Annotated in this window: 24 protein-coding genes; 16 read left to right on the forward strand and 8 right to left on the reverse strand. The window is 61.7% G+C overall.

Annotated features, from left to right (window positions below; genetic code table 11):
• The first annotated feature begins 2 nt into the window (after positions 1-2).
• From garD to IC609_RS08245, 6 genes are read left to right on the forward strand one after another with little or no spacing between them, the layout of a single operon-like run.
• Positions 3-1,577 (forward strand): galactarate dehydratase, encoded by a 1,575-nt coding sequence (gene garD, locus IC609_RS08220; RefSeq protein ID WP_225224090.1) that lies wholly within the window; start codon positions 3-5, stop codon positions 1,575-1,577.
• Positions 1,578-1,630: 53 nt separating this feature from the next.
• On the forward strand, positions 1,631-2,611 hold the full coding sequence (locus IC609_RS08225) for a Bug family tripartite tricarboxylate transporter substrate binding protein (RefSeq protein WP_191819032.1): 981 nt from the start codon (positions 1,631-1,633) through the stop codon (positions 2,609-2,611).
• A 10-nt stretch (positions 2,612-2,621) separates the two neighbouring features.
• Complete coding sequence (locus IC609_RS08230; protein WP_191819033.1) at positions 2,622-3,743, forward strand: L-talarate/galactarate dehydratase; 1,122 nt, start codon at positions 2,622-2,624, stop codon at positions 3,741-3,743.
• A 26-nt stretch (positions 3,744-3,769) separates the two neighbouring features.
• Positions 3,770-5,242: an aldehyde dehydrogenase (NADP(+)) gene (locus IC609_RS08235; RefSeq protein WP_191819034.1), complete on the forward strand. Its 1,473-nt coding sequence runs from the start codon at positions 3,770-3,772 to the stop codon at positions 5,240-5,242.
• Positions 5,243-5,267: 25 nt separating this feature from the next.
• Positions 5,268-6,602: a glucarate dehydratase gene (gene gudD, locus IC609_RS08240; RefSeq protein WP_191819035.1), complete on the forward strand. Its 1,335-nt coding sequence runs from the start codon at positions 5,268-5,270 to the stop codon at positions 6,600-6,602.
• Positions 6,603-6,626: 24 nt separating this feature from the next.
• The gene (locus IC609_RS08245) at positions 6,627-7,595 is read left to right on the forward strand and encodes a Bug family tripartite tricarboxylate transporter substrate binding protein (protein WP_191819036.1); all 969 of its coding nucleotides are present in this window, start codon (positions 6,627-6,629) and stop codon (positions 7,593-7,595) included.
• 33 nt (positions 7,596-7,628) lie between these two features.
• Here the strand turns inward: IC609_RS08245 and IC609_RS08250 are convergent, their stop codons facing one another.
• The 6 genes from IC609_RS08250 to IC609_RS08275 all read right to left on the reverse strand — a co-directional run bounded on the left by IC609_RS08250 (position 7,629) and on the right by IC609_RS08275 (position 11,127).
• On the reverse strand, positions 7,629-7,952 hold the full coding sequence (locus IC609_RS08250) for an antibiotic biosynthesis monooxygenase family protein (RefSeq protein ID WP_191819037.1): 324 nt from the start codon (positions 7,950-7,952) through the stop codon (positions 7,629-7,631).
• Between the two features lie 121 nt (positions 7,953-8,073).
• Positions 8,074-8,445 (reverse strand): nuclear transport factor 2 family protein, encoded by a 372-nt coding sequence (locus IC609_RS08255; protein WP_225224091.1) that lies wholly within the window; start codon positions 8,443-8,445, stop codon positions 8,074-8,076.
• A gap of 92 nt (positions 8,446-8,537) precedes the next feature.
• On the reverse strand, positions 8,538-8,870 hold the full coding sequence (locus IC609_RS08260) for a GYD domain-containing protein (RefSeq protein ID WP_191819039.1): 333 nt from the start codon (positions 8,868-8,870) through the stop codon (positions 8,538-8,540).
• A gap of 109 nt (positions 8,871-8,979) precedes the next feature.
• Positions 8,980-9,291, reverse strand: coding sequence for a hypothetical protein (locus IC609_RS08265; RefSeq protein WP_191819040.1), 312 nt, complete (start codon positions 9,289-9,291; stop codon positions 8,980-8,982).
• A gap of 157 nt (positions 9,292-9,448) precedes the next feature.
• The gene (gene chrA / locus IC609_RS08270) at positions 9,449-10,777 is read right to left on the reverse strand and encodes a chromate efflux transporter (protein ID WP_191819041.1); all 1,329 of its coding nucleotides are present in this window, start codon (positions 10,775-10,777) and stop codon (positions 9,449-9,451) included.
• Positions 10,774-11,127 carry a hypothetical protein gene (locus IC609_RS08275; protein WP_191819828.1) on the reverse strand — a complete coding sequence of 118 codons (354 nt, stop codon included), beginning with the start codon at positions 11,125-11,127 and terminating at the stop codon, positions 10,774-10,776. Before IC609_RS08275 ends, chrA begins: the two co-directional genes overlap by 4 nt.
• Before the next feature lie 184 nt (positions 11,128-11,311).
• Here IC609_RS08275 and IC609_RS08280 point away from each other — a divergent pair, with 184 nt between their 5' ends.
• The 10 genes from IC609_RS08280 (at position 11,312) to IC609_RS08325 (ending at position 20,059) form a co-directional block, all read left to right on the forward strand.
• Positions 11,312-12,082, forward strand: a complete 771-nt coding sequence (locus IC609_RS08280) for a GntR family transcriptional regulator (protein ID WP_191819042.1) — start codon at positions 11,312-11,314, stop codon at positions 12,080-12,082.
• Between the two features lie 47 nt (positions 12,083-12,129).
• Positions 12,130-13,296: an ABC transporter substrate-binding protein gene (locus IC609_RS08285; RefSeq protein ID WP_191819043.1), complete on the forward strand. Its 1,167-nt coding sequence runs from the start codon at positions 12,130-12,132 to the stop codon at positions 13,294-13,296.
• Between the two features lie 49 nt (positions 13,297-13,345).
• Complete coding sequence (locus IC609_RS08290) at positions 13,346-14,212, forward strand: branched-chain amino acid ABC transporter permease (RefSeq protein WP_191819044.1); 867 nt, start codon at positions 13,346-13,348, stop codon at positions 14,210-14,212.
• Positions 14,212-15,183 (forward strand): branched-chain amino acid ABC transporter permease, encoded by a 972-nt coding sequence (locus tag IC609_RS08295; protein WP_191819045.1) that lies wholly within the window; start codon positions 14,212-14,214, stop codon positions 15,181-15,183. Before IC609_RS08290 ends, IC609_RS08295 begins: the two co-directional genes overlap by 1 nt.
• Complete coding sequence (locus IC609_RS08300) at positions 15,180-15,941, forward strand: ABC transporter ATP-binding protein (RefSeq protein WP_191819046.1); 762 nt, start codon at positions 15,180-15,182, stop codon at positions 15,939-15,941. The genes IC609_RS08295 and IC609_RS08300 overlap by 4 nt, the downstream gene beginning before the upstream one ends.
• Positions 15,938-16,645 (forward strand): ABC transporter ATP-binding protein, encoded by a 708-nt coding sequence (locus tag IC609_RS08305; RefSeq protein WP_191819047.1) that lies wholly within the window; start codon positions 15,938-15,940, stop codon positions 16,643-16,645. The genes IC609_RS08300 and IC609_RS08305 overlap by 4 nt, the downstream gene beginning before the upstream one ends.
• An 11-nt stretch (positions 16,646-16,656) precedes the next feature.
• The gene (locus tag IC609_RS08310; protein WP_191819048.1) at positions 16,657-17,709 is read left to right on the forward strand and encodes an aromatic ring-hydroxylating oxygenase subunit alpha; all 1,053 of its coding nucleotides are present in this window, start codon (positions 16,657-16,659) and stop codon (positions 17,707-17,709) included.
• Positions 17,706-18,014, forward strand: a complete 309-nt coding sequence (locus IC609_RS08315) for a 2Fe-2S iron-sulfur cluster-binding protein (RefSeq protein WP_191819049.1) — start codon at positions 17,706-17,708, stop codon at positions 18,012-18,014. The genes IC609_RS08310 and IC609_RS08315 overlap by 4 nt, the downstream gene beginning before the upstream one ends.
• Before the next feature lie 132 nt (positions 18,015-18,146).
• Positions 18,147-19,097, forward strand: coding sequence for a Bug family tripartite tricarboxylate transporter substrate binding protein (locus IC609_RS08320; RefSeq protein WP_225224092.1), 951 nt, complete (start codon positions 18,147-18,149; stop codon positions 19,095-19,097).
• Positions 19,098-19,105: 8 nt separating this feature from the next.
• Complete coding sequence (locus IC609_RS08325; RefSeq protein WP_191819051.1) at positions 19,106-20,059, forward strand: AEC family transporter; 954 nt, start codon at positions 19,106-19,108, stop codon at positions 20,057-20,059.
• Positions 20,060-20,118: 59 nt separating this feature from the next.
• On the opposite strand, the gene IC609_RS08330 is transcribed toward IC609_RS08325, so the two are convergent.
• Entirely contained in the window at positions 20,119-20,469 is a 351-nt protein-coding gene (locus IC609_RS08330; RefSeq protein ID WP_191819052.1) for a cyclic nucleotide-binding domain-containing protein, read from the reverse strand.
• A complete protein-coding gene (locus IC609_RS08335) occupies positions 20,466-20,966 on the reverse strand; it encodes a cyclic nucleotide-binding domain-containing protein (RefSeq protein WP_191819053.1) in 501 nt (166 codons plus the stop codon). Before IC609_RS08335 ends, IC609_RS08330 begins: the two co-directional genes overlap by 4 nt.
• Positions 20,967-20,995 lie beyond the last annotated feature (29 nt).

A 20,995-nucleotide genomic window follows, 5' to 3' on the forward strand; every position in this document is an offset into this window, starting at 1 on the left:
CCATGAGCACTTCCAAACCTCTCGCCATTCGCATGCACCCGCATGACAACGTGGCCATCATCGCCAACGACGGTGGCCTGCCCGCCGGCACGTTCATGCAGGATGGCCCGGCTGCGGGCATCACGCTGCGCGACAAAGTGCCACAAGGCCACAAGGTGGCCCTCAAAGACATCGCCGCCGGTGCTGCTGTGCTGCGTTACAACGTGCCCGTGGGCTTTGCCCGCGAGGCGATTGCCGCAGGCAGCTGGGTGCATGAGCGTTTGCTGGACATCCCACCCGCCCGGGAACTGCAGGGCTTGCCCATGGCCACCCAAGCCGCACCCGGATGGGAACCGCTGGAGGGCCACACCTTTGAAGGCTATGTGAATGCCGATGGCTCGGTGGGCACACGCAACCTGCTGGCCATCACCACCACGGTGCAGTGTGTGGCGGGTGTCCTCAAGGTGGCGGTCGAACGCATCGAGCGCGAGCTGCTGCCTTTGTATCCGAACGTGGATGGCGTGGCCGGACTCGAACACACCTATGGCTGCGGTGTTGCGATTGACGCGCCCGGTGCAGAGATCCCCATCCGCACGCTGCGCCACATCAGCCTCAATCCCAACTTTGGTGGCGAAGTGATGGTGGTGAGCTTGGGCTGCGAAAAGCTGCAACCCGCGCGACTGCTGCCGCCGGGCACTTTTCCGATTCACGATGCGCGCGAAGCAGAGCAGGGGCCCGACCTCGTGTGCCTGCAGGACGATGTGCACGTGGGTTTCATGTCCATGATTGACGAGATCGTTCAGCGTGCCAAATCGCACCTCGAACGCCTGAACGCCCGCCAGCGCCAGACCGTGCCCGCGAGCGCGCTGGTGGTGGGCGTGCAGTGCGGCGGCAGCGATGCCTTTTCGGGCGTGACCGCCAATCCCGCCGTGGGATACATGGCTGACCTGATCGTGCGTGCCGGTGGCACCGTCATGTTCTCGGAAAACACCGAAGTGCGCGATGCGGTGGAGCAGCTCACCAGCCGCGCCGCCACACCCCAAGTGGCTGAAGACATCGTGCGTGAACTGGGCTGGTACGACCAGTACCTGGACCGTGGTCGTGTGGACCGCACCGCCAACACCACACCGGGCAACAAGGCGGGTGGCCTGTCCAACATCGCCGAAAAAGCCATGGGCTCGATCATCAAGAGCGGCAGCGGCACCATTGCCAGCGTGCTCGCGCCCGGCGACAAGCTCAAGGCCGATCAAAAAGGCCTGGTGTTTGCAGCCACGCCCGCCAGCGACTTCATTTGCGGCACCCTGCAGCTGGCAGCGGGCATGAACGTGCACGTGTTCACCACGGGTCGCGGCACGCCGTATGGCCTGCAGGCCTGCCCCGTGGTCAAGGTGGCCACGCGCAGTGATCTGGCACGCCGCTGGCACGATCTGATGGACTTCAACGCCGGGCAAATTGCCGATGGCGAGATGACGATTGAAGAGGCCGGCTGGGCCCTGTTTCATATGCTGCTGGAAACCGCCAGCGGCAAACGCACCTGGGCCGAGCACTGGAAGCTGCACAACGCGCTGGTCCTGTTCAACCCGGCACCGATCACCTGAAACACCTGCGACCCGATTTGAATTTTTCGACACGACAAGACAAGGAGACAAGCATGATGAAAAAACGCCAACTGTTGATCGCTATCGGCCTGGCCGGTCTGGGCTTGTTCAGCCAGGGCCAAGCCCTGGCCCAAGCCGACTACCCCAACAAGCCGATCAAACTGATCGTGGCCTTTCCGCCCGGCGGTACCAGCGACATCATGGGTCGCCTGGTGGCCGAAGAGCTGGGCAAGGTGCTCAAGCAGCCCATCGTGGTCGAGAACATCGCCGGTGCCGGTGGCATTGTGGGCATGGAGCGTGCACTCAAGTTGCCGGCCGATGGCTACACCCTGATCCAGAGCGGGGTGGGGCAGAACGCCGTAGCGCACGGCTTGGACCCCAACCTCAAGTACAACTCGATAACCGATTTCATCCACCTGTCGCAGGTGAACTCCGGCCCCAACGTGTTGCTGGTGCATCCATCCCAGCCGTTCAAGACGGTGAAGGACATCGTGGACTACGCCAAGAAAAATCCGGGCAAGCTGGACTACGGTTTCACCCACGCGGCTTCGGGCCACATGGCGATGGAGCTGTTCAAGCAGACTGCGGGCATCTTCCTGACGGGCATCCCCTACAAAGGCGGCGGTCCCATGATGAATGACCTGCTGGCCGGTACCATCCCCATGGTCTTCCTGAACCAGGATGTGGCCTTGCCCCATGTGAAAGCGGGCAAGCTGCGTGCGATTGCGGTGTCCAGCAAGGAGCGCAACCCGCTGTACCCCGACACCCCCACGGTGGCCGAGTCGGGCTACAAAGGCTTTGAAGCCACGTCCTGGTCCGGCATTTCCGTGGCCAAGGGCACGCCGCAAGCCATTGTGGACAAGCTCGAAGCCAGCCTGGCCCTGGCCATGAAAACCGACGCTTTCAAGAACCGCCTGACCTCGGTCGGTTTTGTGGTGCCGCCTTCGGGCAGCAAACAGTATGTGCCTTTCCTCAAGTCCGAACTGGACCAGTGGACCCGCGTGATCAAGGCCGCGGGCATCAAACCCGAGTGAGTCAGCAAGAATGAGTGATGCCATCTCCTGGGTCCGCGTCAGCGCCTGCACGCTGCCCCTGGCCAACCCGATCAGTGACGCCAAGGTGCTGACCGGTCGCCAGAAGCCAATGACCGAAATCGCCATCCTGTTCGTCGAAATCAAGACGAAAGATGGTGCAGAAGGGGTGGGCTTCAGCTATTCCAAGCGCGCGGGCGGCCCCGGCCAGTTCGCGCACGCCAAGGAAATTGCTCCGGTGTTGATGGGGGAAGATCCCAGCGACATCGCCAGACTGTGGGACAAGCTGTGCTGGGCCGGTGCTTCGGTGGGCCGCAGTGGCCTGAGCGTGCAGGCCATCGGTGCCTTTGATGTGGCGCTGTGGGACCTCAAAGCCAAGCGTGCTGGCCTGTCCCTGGCCAAGCTGCTGGGGACGCATCGCGACAGCGTGCGCTGCTACAACACCTCGGGGGGCTTTCTGCACACGCCACTCGATCAGCTGCTGGTCAATGCCTCTGCCTCGGTGGCCAAGGGCATTGGCGGCATCAAACTCAAGGTGGGTCAGCCCGATTGCGACAAGGACATCGAGCGCGTGAGCGCCGTGCGCCAGCACCTGGGGGACCGTTTTCCGATCATGGTCGACGCCAACCAGCAATGGGACCGCCCTACGGCGCAGCGCATGTGCCGCCGTCTGGAGCCGATGAACCTGATCTGGATCGAGGAGCCGCTGGACGCCTATGACCACGAAGGCCATGCCGCACTGGCCGCGCAGTTTGACACCCCCATTGCCACCGGCGAGATGCTCACCAGCGTGCAGGAGCACTGGGACCTGATCCGCCACCGCGCCGCCGATTTCCTGATGCCCGACGGCCCGCGCGTGGGCGGCATCACACCATTCCTCAAGATAGCCCAACTGGCCGAACACGCTGGTGTCATGCTGGCCCCGCACTTTGCGATGGAGCTGCACATCCACCTTGCCGCCAACTACAAGACCGAGCCTTGGGTGGAGCATTTCGAGTGGCTGGAGCCGCTGTTCAACGAACGCATCCAGATCCAGGACGGTCGCATGCTGGTGCCCACTTTGCCTGGCTTGGGCGTGTCGATCAGCGAGCAAACGCGCCGCTGGACCACCGCCAGCTTTGAAACCCAAGCCTGATTTTTCTTTCCTGCGAATTGCATTCCATGTCCACACTCCAATCTTTCAATGCCCGCACGGGCGAGGCCTTTGGTGCGGCCCTGCCCGCCAACACCACAGACGAACTGAATGCCGCCGTTGAAAAAGCCCATGCCGCTTTTGACAGCTGGCAAGCCAGCGACGGCGACCAGCGCGCCAGCCTGCTCAGCGCCTTGGCGACAGCCCTGGAACAAGATCGCGAAAAACTGGTGGAACTGGCCGATGCCGAAACCGGTCTGGGTCTGCCGCGCCTGAACGGCGAGCTCGACCGCACGGCTTTCCAGTTGCGCCGCTTTGCCCACATCGCGCAAAGCGGCGGTGCGTTCGCTTTCACCGACGACCCTGCTGTGGCAGGTGCCCCACCCGCTGGCCACCCGGCCATGATGCGTGTGCGCGTGCCACTGGGTCCGGTGGCCATGTTCTCGGCCAGCAACTTCCCCTTCGCTTTTTCGGTGCTGGGCGGTGACACCGCTTCGGCGCTGGCTGCCGGTTGCAGCGTGGTGGTCAAGGTCCATTCGGGTCACCCGCACACCTCGGCCCGCGTGTACCAGCTGGCGCGCCAGACCTTGGCATCGCTGTGCTTGCACGAAGGCCTGATCCAGATGGTGCAGGGGGTGGGCAACCCGATTGGCGTGGCGCTGATCCAGCACCCCTTGATCGCGGCGGCGGCTTTCACCGGTTCCACCCGTGGCGGTGCAGCACTGCGCGATGCGGCACGCGCCCGTCCGCGTCCGATCCCGTTCTACGGCGAACTCGGCTCCATCAACCCGGTGTTGGCCACGCCGGCTGCGCTGGCCCAGGGCGGCGATGCCCTGGTGCAGACGCTGGCGGGTTCCATCACCCTGGGCTGCGGCCAGTTCTGTACCAACCCCGGCCTGCTGGTGCTGCAGCGCAGCCCCGAGAGCCAGGCCTTTGTGGCCGCGCTGACCGAAGCGCTCAAAGCCATCCAGCCGCACGCGATGCTGACCCGTGGCATGCGTGAAGCACTGGACGTGGGCACGGCCAAGCAACTCGCCGCCGGTGCCAAGCCCTTGCTGCACAGCCCGGTGACCGACATCGCCCCCAAGCCTTTCCTGGCCGAGGTCGATGCTGCCACTTTCATTGCCGAGCAACAGCTGCAGGAAGAAGTGTTTGGCCCCGCAAGCCTGATCGTCTGGACCGACTCGGTGCAGCAGACCCTGCAGGTGCTGCACGCCGTGGGGGGCACGCTGACCGTGACCTTCTGGGGCGCTGACAACGACACACCCGAAACGCGCCAACTCGTGCGCGGTGCGATGTCGATTGCCGGGCGTGTGCTGTTTGCCGGTGTGCCCACCGGCGTGGCCGTCGCCGTTGCCCAGCAGCACGGCGGGCCCTGGCCGTCGAGCACCGAGCCGATGAGCACTTCGGTCGGTGATGCCGCGCTCGATCGTTTCCTGCGCCCTGTGTGCCTGCAGGACATGCCCGCCTGGCTGGTGCAACGCCAGGGACGTCCTTGCTGAACCGATATTTGCCCAGAACACTGACATGACTGCCATTTCCACCCCCATCGTCACTGGCATGCGCGTGATCCCTGTCGCGGGCCGCGACAGCATGTTGCTCAACCTGAGTGGCGCGCACGCCCCGCACTTCACCCGCAACCTGCTGCTGCTGACCGACAGCCTGGGCCACACCGGCATTGGCGAAGTGCCCGGTGGCGAAGCCATCCGCCAAACGCTCGAAGACGCGCGTGAACTCGTCATGGGCCAGCCCCTGGGCAAGCATCTGACCGTGTTGCAAAACATGCAGCAGACCTTTGCCGACCGCGACTCGGGTGGCCGTGGTCTGCAAACCTTTGACTTGCGCACGACAGTCCACGCCGTGACCGCTGTCGAGTCGGCCTTGCTGGATCTGCTGGGCCAGTTCCTGGGGGTGCCCGTGGCGGCGCTGCTGGGCGAGGGCCAGCAGCGCGACGCCGTCGAGATGCTGGGCTACCTGTTTTACGTGGGCGACCACCACAAGACCGACTTGCCCTACCACAGTGAACCCGATGCCGACAACGCCTGGTTCCGCTTGCGCCACGAAGAGGCCATGACGCCCGAGCGCATCGTGCGTCTGGCCGAGGCGGCTTATGAGCGCTACGGCTTCAACGACTTCAAGCTCAAGGGTGGTGTGCTGCGCGGCGACGAGGAAGTCCAGGCCATCGTGGCGCTGCACGAGCGTTTTCCGCAGGCGCGCATCACGCTCGACCCCAACGGCGGCTGGTTGCTGAAAGACGCGATCCGCCTGATGCGCGACATGCATGGCGTGGTGGCTTATGCCGAAGACCCGTGCGGGGCAGAGCAGGGCTTCAGTGGCCGCGAGGTGATGGCCGAGTTCCGCCGTGCCACGGGCCTGCCCACGGCCACCAACATGGTGGCCACCGACTGGCGTCAGATGACGCACGCGCTCAGCCTGCAAAGCGTGGACATCCCGCTGGCCGACCCGCATTTCTGGACCATGGCGGGCAGCGTGCGCGTGGCGCAAACCTGCCGCGACTGGGGCCTGACCTGGGGCTCGCACTCCAACAACCACTTTGACGTGTCGCTGGCCATGTTCACCCATGTGGCGGCCGCCGCACCGGGCAAGGTCACGGCCATCGACACCCACTGGATCTGGCAGGACGGCCAGGGCCTGACCCAAGAGCCGCTGCAGATCGTGGGCGGCATGGTGCAAGTGCCCAAGAAGCCCGGCCTGGGCATTGAGCTGGACATGGTCAAAGTCGAAGCCGCGCACCAGTTGTACCTGCAGCGTGGTCTGGGCGCACGCAACGACGCGCAGGCCATGCAGTATTTGATCCCTGGCTGGACATTCGACAACAAGCGGCCTTGCATGGTGCGTTAAGCACATACACAACAGGAGACAAACATGAACAAACGCCTTTTCACCATCGCCCTGAGCGCAGCGCTGACGGCCATCGCTTTGCCAGCGGTTGCGCAGACCTACCCCGCCAAGCCCATCAAGATCGTCGTGCCCTTCCCGGCAGGCGGCACGTCCGATGTGCTGGCCCGCATGATCGGGCAGAAGATGGCCGATAGCTGGGGGCAGCCGGTGGTCATCGAGAACAAACCCGGATCGAGCGGTAACCTGGGCGCTGACGCGGTGGCCAAGTCTGCGCCCGATGGCCACACCCTGGTGCTGATGGACGTGGGCAACCTGGTCATCAGCCCGGCCTTGTTCAAGCTGCCCTTCAACGTGGCCAACGACTTTGCGCCTGTGGCCATGGTGGCGTATTCACCGCACCTGCTGGCCGTGAGCACCAAGGTGCCCGCCAACACGCCCGCTGAACTGGTGGCCTACGCCAAAGCGCAAAAAGGCAAGCTCAACTACGCGGTGGCCGCAGGCATGGGCAGCGCATCGCACCTGGCGGGCGTCATGTACGCCCAGCGCAGCGGCATCGAGTGGGGCTATGTGCCCTACAAAGGTGGCGCGCAAGCCATCACCGATTTGATCGGCGGCCAGGTGGACGTGATGTTCAACGGCATGGTCGCCACCTACCCGCATGTGAAAGCGGGCAAGATCAAATTGATCGCCCTCTCCAGTGCCAAACGCCATGCGCAGATGCCCGACATCCCCACCGTGGCCGAAAGCCTGCCCGGCTTTTTGACGGGCAGTTTTCAGGGGTTGCTGGCTCCGGCGGGCACACCCAAGGCGGTCATTGACAAACTGCACGCCGAAGTCCAGCGCATCACCGCCCTGCCTGAAGTGCGCGAGCGGCTGAACACTTTGGGCGCAGAGCCCTCCAGCATGAGCACGACCGATTTTGGCAACTGGCTCAAGGCCGAAATCCCGGCGATGGCGAAGATCGTCAAGGACGAGAAGATCACGGCGGACTGAACAGGCGCAAGCAGCTGCACAGGCCGAGCCGGTTCACTGGCCTTGGGGTGGATTGACCCTCGATTCACGGATCACCTTGCAGATTTGCAGGAAGCCCGAAGCATAAAAATCGGCATGCCCCCGCTTCATGGCTTCCACATGCTCGGGATGGGTGCGCCACGCCTCCAACGATTCTTCTGAGTCAAAGCGATAAAGGCTGATGATTTCTCCATCATCGGCCTTGTACTTCTTGACTGACTGAAAGCCCGGCAGGGAGCCAACGATTTTGTACATCTTTGCCAGCAAAGTGTTGTACTCCTCCATGTTGACGTCCTCACGCATGGTGAGCCCACCGATCACAACAATTTCGTTCACCATATTTTCTCCGGGTTCAGCAGGAAGCGAAGGGCATGGAACTCACCATGGCCAGATGTCTGCATCCGCAATGGATGCAAAACAGGACTCGCCCGACCGCTTCGGTAGAGTCCTGCGGTGCACATCATGGATGCAGGTAAAACACCTTGCTGACAATTTTCCAGTGCCCGTCGAACTTGACGAGATTGAAGAAATCGGTGAACCGATGGCCGGTCCAATTGTCAGAGTCAACGCGGACATTGGCGCATGTGCCCACGACATCGATCGAGGTGATCCTTGACTGGATGTCCTTGGCGGCACCATTCGAATCATTCCAGTCGAACAAGCCTTGAATGGGCCCTCCAAACAAATCAGGCCCGACGTAACCATAAATGGTGGCATCGTCATGGAATGCGGGCTTCATCGCCGCGCCTTTGCCAGTGCGAGCGCCATCGATGTAGTACTGCATGGTCTGTGTGATGGCATTGACTTCTTCAACGTAGGTGGGTTGGGACATGTTCATTCCTTGGGAGGAGGGGATAAAGCTGTTTCGCCGTGAAATGCTTTTTCAGCTGCACACGGCGTTTGACGGGCGACTGCTGCCGCGGTTTATTTTTTGTTGGGCGCAGCGTATTTGGAAGCCTTGGAAGCGGCATTCTTCATTGCGGCCAACATGTCTTTTGTGGTTATCAATTCCTGGACATGGACTTGACTGAAACCGCCGCTGGCCATGGTGATCATCTGAGCTTCTGCGATTTGCGCTGCAGAGCCTTCAAGCAAGCAAACAATGTCACCGCTTGTCACCGAAAACATGATCTCTTTTGTCTTGATGCCCAGAGATTTGAATAAGGTCTTTGCGGCTTGCCCGCGATCGTGGGAGGCGGCGAGCATGCCTTGGAAAGCCGCAGGGCTGTAGCGGCCATGAACCAGATAGGTTGCCATGTTTGATTCTCCTGGTGTTTTTTGACAATTTCTTGATTGATGTGGGCCCAACTGATCAAGCCCGAGGCCAAGGGTCTGTGCAGGCCTGACCCTTGGCGCGGTTCACGATTCAGATGGGCATTTCACGAACCAGGTTGCTGCGGATCCATTCAGCTGTCCCTGAAGCATTGATTTTTGCCATCAAGGCCTGGACAGATTGTTCGCCCACCATCTTGTCCAGGCTTTTGCCATACGCTTCGTAGCTGGCCCAGTGCGCCGTGAAGACCAAATTGCCGATCTCGCCCACAGAGACCGTGTAGACCTTGACTTCGGCGCCAGCGCTTCGCCATAAATCAGCAGCTTCTTTCATGTTGGCCATGATTTTGCTCATGTCGGAGCCGGGCAGGGGTTTGGACACGATTTGCAATGCAACGGATGCCATGATGTTCTCCATGAGGTTGATTGGAGATTCATCTTGATCTTTGTTAATTTTCTTGAGATTAGCAGTTACCCTAGCTTTTCCTAGTGCTTTAGTTTCATGCCCTGTGGCTGCAAGTGGCCGCGTTTGGCCGTTGCTTGCGTCCGCTGGATGACAGCTATCAGCGCAACACCTGCACCACCAAGCCCACCCCCACACACAGCCCCAGCACCTGATAGATGCTGCGCTGCTGTTTGATCAGCAGCCATGCCGCCACGCCGGTGAGCACAAAGGCCCAGAAGTCGGGCAGCATGTGCCAGCCACCGGGTAGCCAGGTCTGGCGGGCAAACACCCCGGCCAGTTGCACCATGACGCCAATCAGAGCGGCGGTGATGGCCTGCAGCGGACCTTGCAAGGCGGGCATCTGGCGGGTCGATTCGACCAGCGGGCCACCAGCCAGGATGAACACGAACGAGGGTAAAAAGGTGAACCAGGTCACCACGCACGCGGCGATGATGCCGCCCAGCAGCGGGTACCCGGTGATGGCCTGGCTGTGCCCGCCCAGAAAGCCCACGAAAGCCACGATCATGATCAGCGGACCGGGCGTGGTTTCGCCCAGCGCCAGGCCGTCCATCATCTGGGCGGCGGTGACCCAGCCGTATTGCGTCACGGCAGCGTGGGTCACGAAGGGCAGCACGGCATAGGCCCCGCCAAAGGTCAGCAGCGCCGCTTGCGTGAAAAAGCCGCCCATGCGGGTCAGGGTGTGGTGTCCGCCCAGCAGCAAGGCCAATGCGCCCAGCGTCACCACCCACAGGCCCACGCCGATGGCACTGGTTTTGATCAGACGGTCATGGCCGGAGAGAGTGTGTGCGGGCGCAGGGCTGTGGTCGTCCAGCCAGGCTGGGCCGTCGCTGGTCACTGTGGGCTTGGCCGCAGCGTGCGCTGAAGCGGTTGCGGGCAGAGCGTTTTTCTTTTGCATGTGCCAGCCCGTGAATGCCGCTGCGACCACGATGAGCGGGAAGGGCACCTCCCAGATCATGCCCAGCAAGGACAGTCCTGCCACCCACCACAGCCAGCGCGCTTTGAGTGTGCGCATGCCGATGCGGTGCACGGCCTGGATCACCAGCGCCGTCACGGCGGGCTTGAGGCCCCACAAAATGGCCTGCCCCCAGGGGTGTTGGCCCCAGGCGCTGTAGGCCCATGCCAGCACGATCATCAGCAGCAATGACGGGAGCACAAACAGCGCGCCGGCCGCGATGCCCCCACGCGTGCCATGCATGAGCCAGCCCATGTAGGTGGCCAGTTGCTGGGCTTCGGGGCCGGGCAGCAACATGCAGTACTGCAAAGCGTGCAGGTAGCGTTTTTCGGAAATCCAGCGACGGCGCTCCACCAGCTCCGTGTGCATCAATGCGATCTGTCCTGCAGGACCGCCAAAGCTGACACAGCCCAGCCAGAACCAGAATCGGAGGGCTTCGCGGAATGAGACCGGGGCAGCAGCAGGGGTGTTCATGTCGGGATGACTTCTTGTTCCAGGGTGTGCACGAATGCCGAGTCGCCAGTCAGGCAAAGACTCAGCGTGAGTCGGGTGGCAGGTACCGAAGACCACTGTACATGTTGCGCATCCCAGTGCCAGTCCAGCGGGGCGCCGTCTTCGTGGCGAACTTGCAAGTCGCAGTCCCAAGCGTGGCCCTCGTCCAGTGGGCCGGGTTGGCCGTGCTGCGCGTGCAGGTGATCGAGCAGACGGGTCACTTCGGACAACAAAGCCGTGTTGTGCGCTGGCGCAGGGCTGGCCAAAGCGTCCCAGCCGACGGTGCCGTGCGTGTCTTCGCTCTGGTCAAACTCAAGAAATTGCAATGCCATGACCGCTGAATCGGTAAAACCCGATTGTCGCAGGGTGTTTGCGTCGCTCATTTATGCAAGAGGTGTGTAGAAAACCTGCTTTGGATACAGAGAAACCCTTGTTTGCTTAAAAAATGGGCGAAATTGGGCTTGTTTGGTGCTTTCTGTATACATAATCCGCATCTCGATGCCCAAGCCCTGTTCCATGTCAGCCGTACCCGTTCGATCACGTCAGGTGTTGATGCCCAGCGATGAGGGCGGCTCCCAAGCCGTCAAGGCACAGCAGCGCCTGCGTGAATTGATCCTGGCCGGGCAGCTGGCGTCGGGAGCCCGCATCGCGGAGCTGGCGTTGGTGGACTTGCTGGGTGTCTCGCGCACACCGATCCGTGCAGCCCTGATGCGGCTTGAGCAGGAGGGTCTGCTGCAGGCCTTGCCCGGTGGCGGCTATGCCGTGCGCACGTTTTCCGAGCGCGAGGTGGGCGATGCCATCGAGCTGCGTGGCACGCTCGAAGGCCTGGCTGCGCGACTGGCGGCCGAGCGCGGGGTGAGCCGTGTCTCGCTGGCGCAAGCCCGTGATTGCCTGGACCAGATTGACCGCGTGCTGCAGGACCCTTCGCTCAGCGACGAGATGTTTTCCGAATATGTGCAGCTCAATGCGCGATTTCACCGCTTGCTGGCCGACATGCCCGGCAGCGAGGTGCTCTCGCGCGAGATCGAGCGTGCTGCCAGCTTGCCTTTTGCATCACCTTCGGGTTTTGTGGGGGTGCAGGTCAACAATGCCCCGGCGCGCGACATGCTGGTGGTGGCCCAGCACCAGCATCGGCAGGTGCTGGATGCGATCGAGCGTCGCGAAGCCGGGCGGGCAGAAGCGCTGATGCGGGAGCACTCGCGCATCGCCCGCCACAACATGCAGCTGGCGGTGCGCGACCCACAGGCCACAGCCATGCCTGGCGTGCAGCTGATTCGGCAGACATGATGCCCAGACCAGATTTTCAACCCCTTCATTTCAACCAGGAGACTTCCATGCAAAAACGACAATTCCTGAGCGCAGTGGCCTGTGCTGCGCTGGCGCTGTCCGCGCAGACAGCCATGGCCCAAGACACTTTCAAGATCGGCCTGATCCTGCCCATGACCGGGCCGTTTGCCTCGACGGGCAAGCAGATCGAAGCCGCTGCCCGCCTGTACATGGCCCAGAATGGCTCGACCGTGGCAGGCAAGAAAGTCGAATTGATCGTCAAGGACGACACCAGCGCACCGGACGTGACCAAGCGCATCGCGCAAGAGCTGGTGGTCAATGAGAAGGTGAGCGTGCTGGCCGGTTTTGGCCTGACGCCGCTGGCACTGGCCACGGCCCCGATTGCCACGCAATCGAAAACGCCGCTGGTGGTGATGGCTGCGGCCACATCGAGCATCACCCAGGCTTCGCCCTTCATCGTGCGCACCAGCTTCACGCTGCCTCAGGCCGCGGTCGCCATCGCTGACTGGGCACCGAACAACGGCATCAAGAAGGTCGTGACCCTGGTGTCGGATTACGGCCCAGGCATCGACGCTGAAAAGTACTTCAAGGAGCGCTTGCTTTTCAACGGCGGGCAGGTGCTTGACTCACTGCGCGTGCCCATGCGCAATCCGGACTTCGCACCTTTCCTGCAAAAAGTGCGTGACCTCAAACCCGACGCGGTCTATGTGTTTGTGCCATCGGGCGCAGGTGCTGCGCTCATGAAACAGTTTGCCGAGCGCGGTATGGACAAGGCCGGCATCAAGCTCATCGGCACGGGGGACATCACCGACGACGATATCTTGAACAGCATGGGCGATGTGGCCAACGGCGTGGTCACCTCGCACCACTATTCGGCCTCACACAACTCGCCGCTGAACAAGAAATTTGTGGCAGCCTTTGAAAAGGCCAACAACGGTCTGCGCCCCAACTTCATGGCGGTGGGCGGCTATGACGGCATGCGCGTGATTTACGAAGCTGCCAAAGCCACCAAAGGTGCAGGGGGTGAGGCCTTGCTTGAGGCCATGAAGGGTCAGGTCTTTGAAAGTCCACGTGGCCCGATGTTCATCGATGCACAAACCCGTGATGTGGTGCACAACATCTACATCCGCAAGGTCGAAAAGGTCAATGGCCAGCTCTACAACCAGGAGTTTGCGACGATCAAGGACGTGAAAGATCCAGGCAAGACCAAGTAAGCACAGCGCTTGACCGGAACAACCCTTCTGGTCTGCTCGAAAGTCTTTCATGCTGACCCTTCTTTTTGACGGCATCGCCTACGGCATGCTGCTCTTCATCCTGGCCGTGGGCCTGTCGGTGACCATGGGCCTGATGAACTTCATCAACCTGGCCCACGGCGCTTTTGCCATGGTGGGTGGCTACATCACGGTGGTGCTGATGCAGCGCTTCGATGTGCCCTTCCTCTTGTGCCTGCCATTGGCCTTTGCCGGTGCGGCCTTGCTGGGCGCGGTGCTGGAGGGCACGGTGTACCGGCCCATGTACCGCAAGCCGCATCTGGACCAGGTGTTGTTTTCCATCGGCCTGGCCTTCATGGCCGTGGCGGCGGTGGACTATTTCATGGGCTCGCAGCAGCAGATCATGCAGCTGCCCGAATGGTTGCGGGGGCGCACTGAATTGTGGGATGGGGCCCTGGGTATGGGCCACTACCGCCTGTTCATCATCGCCGTGTGCGCGGTGCTGACGGTGGCGCTGCAATACGTGCTCACCCGCACCCGCTTTGGCAGCCGCCTGCGCGCCAGTGTGGACGACAGTCGCGTGGCCGCAGGCCTGGGCATCCCGGTCAACCAGGTGTTTGCGCTGACCTTTGCGGTGGGCTCGGGCCTGGCGGGCCTGGGCGGTGCACTGGGTGCCGAAGTGCTGGGGCTGGACCCGACTTTTCCGCTCAAGTTCATGGTGTACTTTTTGATCGTGGTCGCCGTGGGCGGCACCTCGTCCATCACTGGCCCGCTGCTGGCCGCGCTGCTGCTGGGTGTGGCCGATGTGGCGGGTAAATATTACGTGCCCAAGCTGGGCGCTTTCATTGTGTATGCGCTGATGATCGCCATTCTGATCTGGCGGCCGCAAGGTCTGTTTGTGCGCAAGGGGGGCAAGTGATGGCACATCCAAAAGATGCACGTTCCCGACTGTTGTCGGCCTCTCGCTGGCGCTGGTACGAGCCGCTGCTCTGGGCGGTGGCCTTCGCCCTGCCTGCTTTGCTGCCGGGCCATGCGCTCATCGTCAACGAGATCGCCATCGTGGCGCTGTTCGCCGTCTCGCTCGATTTGGTGCTGGGATACACCGGCATCGTCACACTGGGGCATGCGGCCTTTCTGGGTTTTGGCGCGTATTGCGCGGCGCTGTTTGCCAAGTTCATCCATCCCGATCCTTTGCTGGGTCTGGCGGTGGGCATGGCGGCGGCCACGGTGCTGGGCGCGGTCTGCTCGGTCACCATCCTGCGCGGCTCGGACCTCACGCGGCTCATGGTCACGCTGGGCGTAGCGCTGCTCTTGCTCGAACTGGCCAACAAGCTCGACTGGCTCACCGGCGGCTCGGACGGTCTGCAGGGCGTGATGATGGGGCCGCTCTTTGGCCGGTTTGAATTCGACCTGTACGGCCAGACCGCCGCCTGGTACTCGCTCTCGGTCTTGCTGCTGCTGTTTGCCTTGGCGCGGCGCTGGGTGTCTTCGCCCTGGGGCGCCACCTTGATGGCGGTGCGCGACAACCCGTTGCGGGCTGCGGCGATTGGCATTTCGGTGCCGTCGCGCCTGGCCGTGGTCTACACCCTGGCCGCAGGCGTGGCGGGCGCGGCCGGCGCACTGCTGGCGCAGACCACCGGCTTTGCTTCGCTCGACGTGTTCGCGCTGGAGCGCTCGGCCGATGCGGTGCTGATGCTGGTGATTGGCGGTGTGGGTTGGCTGTATGGCGGCGTGCTGGGTGCGGTGGTGTTTAAGCTGCTGCACGACATCATCTCGGGCATCACGCCGCAGTACTGGACCTTCTGGATGGGCCTGTTCCTGGTGGTGTTGATGCTGGTGGGGCGTGAGCGCTTGAGTCCTGCCCGTTGGTTCAAAGGGGGGCAGGCATGAGCCAAGTCGTGTTGCAGGCCCATGGCCTGGTCAAACGCTTCGGGGGCATCACTGCTACCGACCACGTGAACCTGTCGCTCCAGCTCGGCGCACGCCATGCGCTGATCGGCCCCAACGGCGCAGGCAAGACGACGCTGATCAACCTGCTGACCGGCGTGTTGCCGCCCACCGAAGGCCGCATCGAGCTGCTGGGTCAGGACATCAGCCATTTGCCCAGCCACCAGCGGGTGGCGCGTGGCCTGGTGCGCACCTTCCAGATCAACCAGCTGTTTGCCAGTATGACGCCTTTGCAGACCCTGGCCATGGTGGTGTCGCAACGGCGCGGCTTGGGCGCGCGCTGGTGGCCCAAGCTGGGTCAGGATGCGGCCGTGGTAGCGCGCTGCGAAGAACTGCTGGCTTTGTTCCGCCTGACCGAAGTGATGCACCAGAACACGGCGGCGCTGCCTTACGGCAAACGCCGCCTGCTGGAAATGGCGATTGCCCTGGCCTGCGAGCCCAAGGTGCTGCTGCTCGACGAGCCGGTGGCCGGTGTGCCCGCAGGCGAGCGCGAAGAACTGCTGCAGACCGTGGCCGCACTGCCGGCCGATGTGTCGGTCTTGCTGATCGAGCACGACATGGACCTGGTGTTTGAATTTGCCGACCGCATCACCGTGCTGGTCAATGGCGCGGTCTTGACCGAGGGCACGCCCGACGTGATTGCCAACGATCCGCAGGTCAAGGCGGTGTATCTGGGGCATGGCGAAGAGGTGCGCACATGACACAGCTGCTGCAAGTTGAACAACTGAGCGCAGGTTACGGCGATGCCGTGGTGCTGCACGATGTGAGTCTGTCGCTCGCTGAAGGCCAGACCCTGGCCCTGCTGGGCCGCAACGGTGTGGGCAAGACCACCTTCATGGACACGCTGGCCGGGGCCACGCGCCAGCATGTTGGGCGCATCACGCTCGGCGGTGTGGCGCTGCACAGCCTGCCTTCGCATGCCCGGGCGGCTGCAGGCATCGGCTGGGTGCCGCAGGAGCGCAACATCTTCAAATCGCTCACGGTGGATGAGAACCTCACCGCCGTGACGCGCCCGGGTGCCTGGACGCCGCAGCGCGCGTATGAAATGTTCCCGCGCCTGGCCGAACGCAAGGGCAATCTGGGCACGCAGCTGTCGGGCGGCGAACAGCAAATGCTGGCCGTGGCCCGCGCCCTGGTGCTGAACCCCAAGCTGCTCTTGCTGGACGAGCCGCTCGAAGGCCTGGCGCCTATCATCGTGGAAGAGCTGCTGCGTGCGATTGCCCGCATCACCCGCGAGGAGGGCTTGTCGGCCATCATCGTTGAACAGCACCCGCAGGCCATTCTGGCCATCAGCCACCAAGCGGTGGTGCTGGACCACGGCACCGTGGTGCACGCGAGCGACGCCGACACGTTGCGGCAAGACCCTGAACTGCTGGACCGCCTGCTGGGCGTGTCCCGCCATTGAAAGGAAAGATCATGTTCATCAAGAACACCTGGTATGTGGCCTGCTCGCTGGCCGAACTCGAAGCGCTCGGCGACAAACCGCTAGGCCGCACCATCTGCAACGAGAAGATGGCCTTCTTCAAAGGCCCAGAGGGCCAAGTCGCTGCGGTAGAAGATTTTTGTCCGCACCGCGGCGCGCCCTTGTCATTGGGCAAAGTGTGCAAAGGTCATCTGCAGTGTGGCTACCACGGTCTGGAGATGGGCGTCGATGGCAAGACGGTGCACATGCCCGGCCAACGGGTTCGGGGTTTTCCTGCGGTCAAGTCGTTCGCTGTGGTCGAACGCTATGGCTTTGTCTGGGTCTGGCCCGGCGATCAGGCCAGAGCCGATGTGGCTCAGATGCCGGTCTTTGAGTTCTTTGATAACCCGGCATGGGCCTATGGCGGAGGGCTGTACCACGTCAAGGCCGATTACCGCCTGATGATCGACAACCTGATGGACCTCACGCACGAAACCTATGTGCACGCCAACAGCATTGGTCAACCCGAGATCGACGAGACGCCTTGCACCACTTCGGTGGATGGCAACCAGGTCATCTTGCAGCGTCACATGCAAGACATCCAGGCACCACCGTTCTGGCAAATGGCCATGAGTGCCAACGGCCTGGACCCGAAGGCCAAGGTGGACCGCTGGCAGATCTGCCGCTTCTCGCCGCCCAGTCACATCATGATCGACGTGGGCGTGGCCCTGGCGGGCCACGGTGGTTTTGATGCACCGGCCGACAAGAAAGCCTACAGCGTGGTGGTGGACTTCATCACGCCCGAAACCGAAACCTCGCACTGGTACCACTGGGGCATGGCGCGCCAGTTCAAGCCCGAAGATGTGGCGCTGACCGACAAGATCCGTACGGGACAGGGCGGCATATTCAACGAAGACATGGAGATGCTGGAGTTGCAGCAGGCCAACATCACCCAGTGGCCAGATCGCAAATTGCTCATGCTCAACATCGATTCAGGGGGCGTGCAATCGCGTCGCATCATTGAGCGCCTGTTGGCTGCAGAAAATCAAAACGGAGTGAGCGCATGAACGCCTCAGACTTGACTCAGATACCGATTGCTGCCGATGGCAGCTTTGAAATCCTGCTGCAAAAGAGCGGTCAGACTTTGACCGTTACCAAAGACCAGTCGATCCTGAAGGTGTTGCAAGACGCCGGGAAAGAAGTGCCGTTTTCCTGCTCGGAGGGCATTTGCGGTACCTGCCTGACACGGGTTGTGACAGGCAAGCCTGACCATTGGGACATGTACCTCACCCCGGAAGAGCAGGAAAAAGGCGACTGCCTGATGGTCTGCTGCTCGCGCAGTCAGACGGCGCGCTTGGTGCTGGACCTGTGATCGGGCGGAGCTCCCCGGTGCTGTCAGCCCGATTCCTGCACGCCTGATGGGGGTGGGCATCCATCACAATAGCGCATGAGTCGGTTTCCCTTCCAACCCTTGATGATGAAACATCCCCGTTTTGTAAGCTTCTTGCACGGCGTCCTTTTGTCCATCTTCTGTGGTTTGGGCCACGCGCAGGTGGATTTTCCAACGCGACCCATCAAGATCGTTGTGCCTTTTGGGCCGGGCGGTGTGGCCGATCTGACGGCCCGCACCGTGGCCCAGAAAATGGCTGAGAACCTGGGTCAAGCCATCGTGATTGAGAACAAACCTGGCGCAGGTGGAATCGCGGCAGCGGAGTCTGTACTCAAAGCCGAGCCCGACGGTCACACCCTGCTGCTGATTTCCAATGGCACGGCGGTGAGCGCTGGCTTGTTCAAGAAGTTGCCCTTTGATCCCCGCCAGGATCTGGCACCCGTGTCCTTGCTCGGTCAGTTTGATCTGGCGGTGCTTGTGCCTGAGTCCTCTCCCTATAAGAGCCTCACGGATTTGCTTGCATGGGGTCGCGCGCATCCGGGGAAGATGAATTTGGGCACCATCAACATTGGCAGTACCCAGCACTTGGCGGCCGAATTGTTTCGCTCGCAAGCCAATTTGATTGCGCAGGTCATACCTTACAACGGCACACCTGCGGTCATCAATGCACTGCGCGGAGGTCAGGTCGATGCGGCCGTGGAAATTCTGGGCCCCATGAAACCCCAGATCCAGGCCAAAGCTGTGCGCGCCCTGGCCGTGATGGGTGAGACGTTGCCCGTCGATTTGCCCGGAGCGGTGCTGGTCAGCAGTCTTCCGGGACTGAGCAATTTCAATGTCACTTCATGGAATGCCCTGGCAGCGCCTGCCAAGACGCCTTCGGCTGTGATTGCGCGTTTGAATCAGGAAGCCAGGAAGGCCCTGAACCATCCGGATGTGAAAAAACGGCTGGCCGATTTGAACGTGGTGGCCAAGCACAGCAGTGCTGAACAGCTGGGGCGATGGCTGGATGCGGACATGACCCGTTGGAGTGGCGTCATCCACAAAGCCGGCATCCCGTTGCAATGAGCTGAGCCATGGACACTGCGTTGGACATCCTCGGGATCACTGGACCGATTTACCTGGCCATTGCGCTTGGTTATGTGGCCACGCGGCGCGGCCTCTTCACCCAGGCGGACATGCCCGTGTTTGGCCGCTTCACCATTCAAATCGCCTTGCCTGCGCTGTTGTTCAACGCGCTGTCGCAACGCAGTGTGAGTGAAATTTTCAATCTTCAATACCTGGGCGCTTATGCCGCGGGGTCCATGTTGGTGATGGGGTGCGGTCTGTGGTGGGCGCGCAAGGTGCAGGGCCACAGCTGGAGTTACAGCAGCATGATGGCCATGGGTATGTCTTGCCCCAACAGTGGTTTCGTGGGCTACCCCATCATGCTGCTGACTTTGGGGCCTGTGGCCGGTGTGGCTCTGGCACTCAACATGATTGTGGAAAATTTATTCCTCATTCCGCTGCTGCTGGCGCTTGCCGACCGTGACGGATCCGAGGCCAGGCATGCCTGGGGTGTGTTGGGGCAGACACTCATGGGCTTGCTCAAGAACCCGATGATCTGGGGCATCGTGGGCGGCTTTGCATGGTCTTTGTCAGGCTGGCAGTTGCCTGCACCTTTGGCGCGTTCGGTCAACTTGTTCGCTGCGGCCAGTGGTGCGCTGTCTTTGTTCGTCATCGGGGGTTCACTGGTGGGCCTCAAGGTGCAGGGACTTCATGGCACCCTATCGCAAATCACGTTTGGCAAGCTGGTCCTGCACCCATTGGCGATGGCGGCCATGCTTTTCTGGGTGTTCCCTGTCGCGGACCCTTCACTGCGATCGGCGGCCTTGATCTCGGGAGCCTTGCCCATGCTGGGCATTTACACCATCCTGAGCCAACGCCATGGTCATGGCGCGACCAGTGCAGCCACTTTGCTGGTGACCACAGTGGCGTCGTTTTTTTCGCTCAGTGCTCTTTTGTGGTTGTTGCGACATTTGCCCGTTTGATGGGCCGCATGCGGACTTGAAGGCAGGCGTCGCACCGACGCCTGTGGCTGCCCGTGGCCTTACTTTCTCAGACGCAAAGCGTTTTGCATGTTCTGTTGAAGCATCAGCGCTTCAAATGCGGCGGTCAGAATGGGTGAGGCTGTTTTCAGGATGTGCCGCAGGCCCTCGGCCGTGATTTCCAGGCACACGGTGGCTTCGGCGGCAGTGGCGGTGGCACCCCGAATGCCACCTTGCAGCATGGCCTGTTCGCCAAACGAATCACCGGCTTTGAGCGTTGCAAACACCACACCGGTGTTCTTGTCACCCATGTTGATGCTGCCTGACTGGATGAAGTAAAGCTTGTCCGCAGGGGCGCCGGCTTCGAAAAGTATCTGGCCTTCTTCGAGTTGTATTTCGTCAAATGAATTCACATCAATACCGCTGGAGGCGTCTCAAGTTTGAGTGTGCGCATGACTGTGGACTTCAGAATGCCGCGCAAACCCGGAGGCATGTTCTTGACCATTTTGGAAATTGAAAAAACAGGGAACACACGCACTTGGACATCATCCACCGTGACCACGGTCATGTAGTGGGGCAATGCGCCAATGCCTTCGGCCAGGCCGATCACACTGCCAGGACCGAGTCGGTAAATTTCCTCGTCCCTGATGCCCAGAACCGTTCCTTTCACAATGAAGTACGCCGAGCTCACGGGTTCGCCTTGCTTGGCGAAACGGGTTTTGGCCCTGATGAGGGATGTGGACAGTTCGGAGGAGCCCCAGAGAGAGAAATAAAGCCGTTCATTGGCGTTGAGCTTCCCGGAGTGGTAAAGCTCAAGACTTTGCTTGGAATGGGGGTCAACCACCCCCAAGGCATGCAGGTGTTCAATGTTGACGGAAAACTCAGCCGTGACAGTCTTAGAGGTGCTCATGCTGATTCATTTCAGGTCGACGTTGGTGA

Origin of the sequence: Limnohabitans radicicola (assembly GCF_014837235.1) — a bacterium.
Lineage (GTDB): Bacteria > Pseudomonadota > Gammaproteobacteria > Burkholderiales > Burkholderiaceae_C > Limnohabitans_A > Limnohabitans_A radicicola.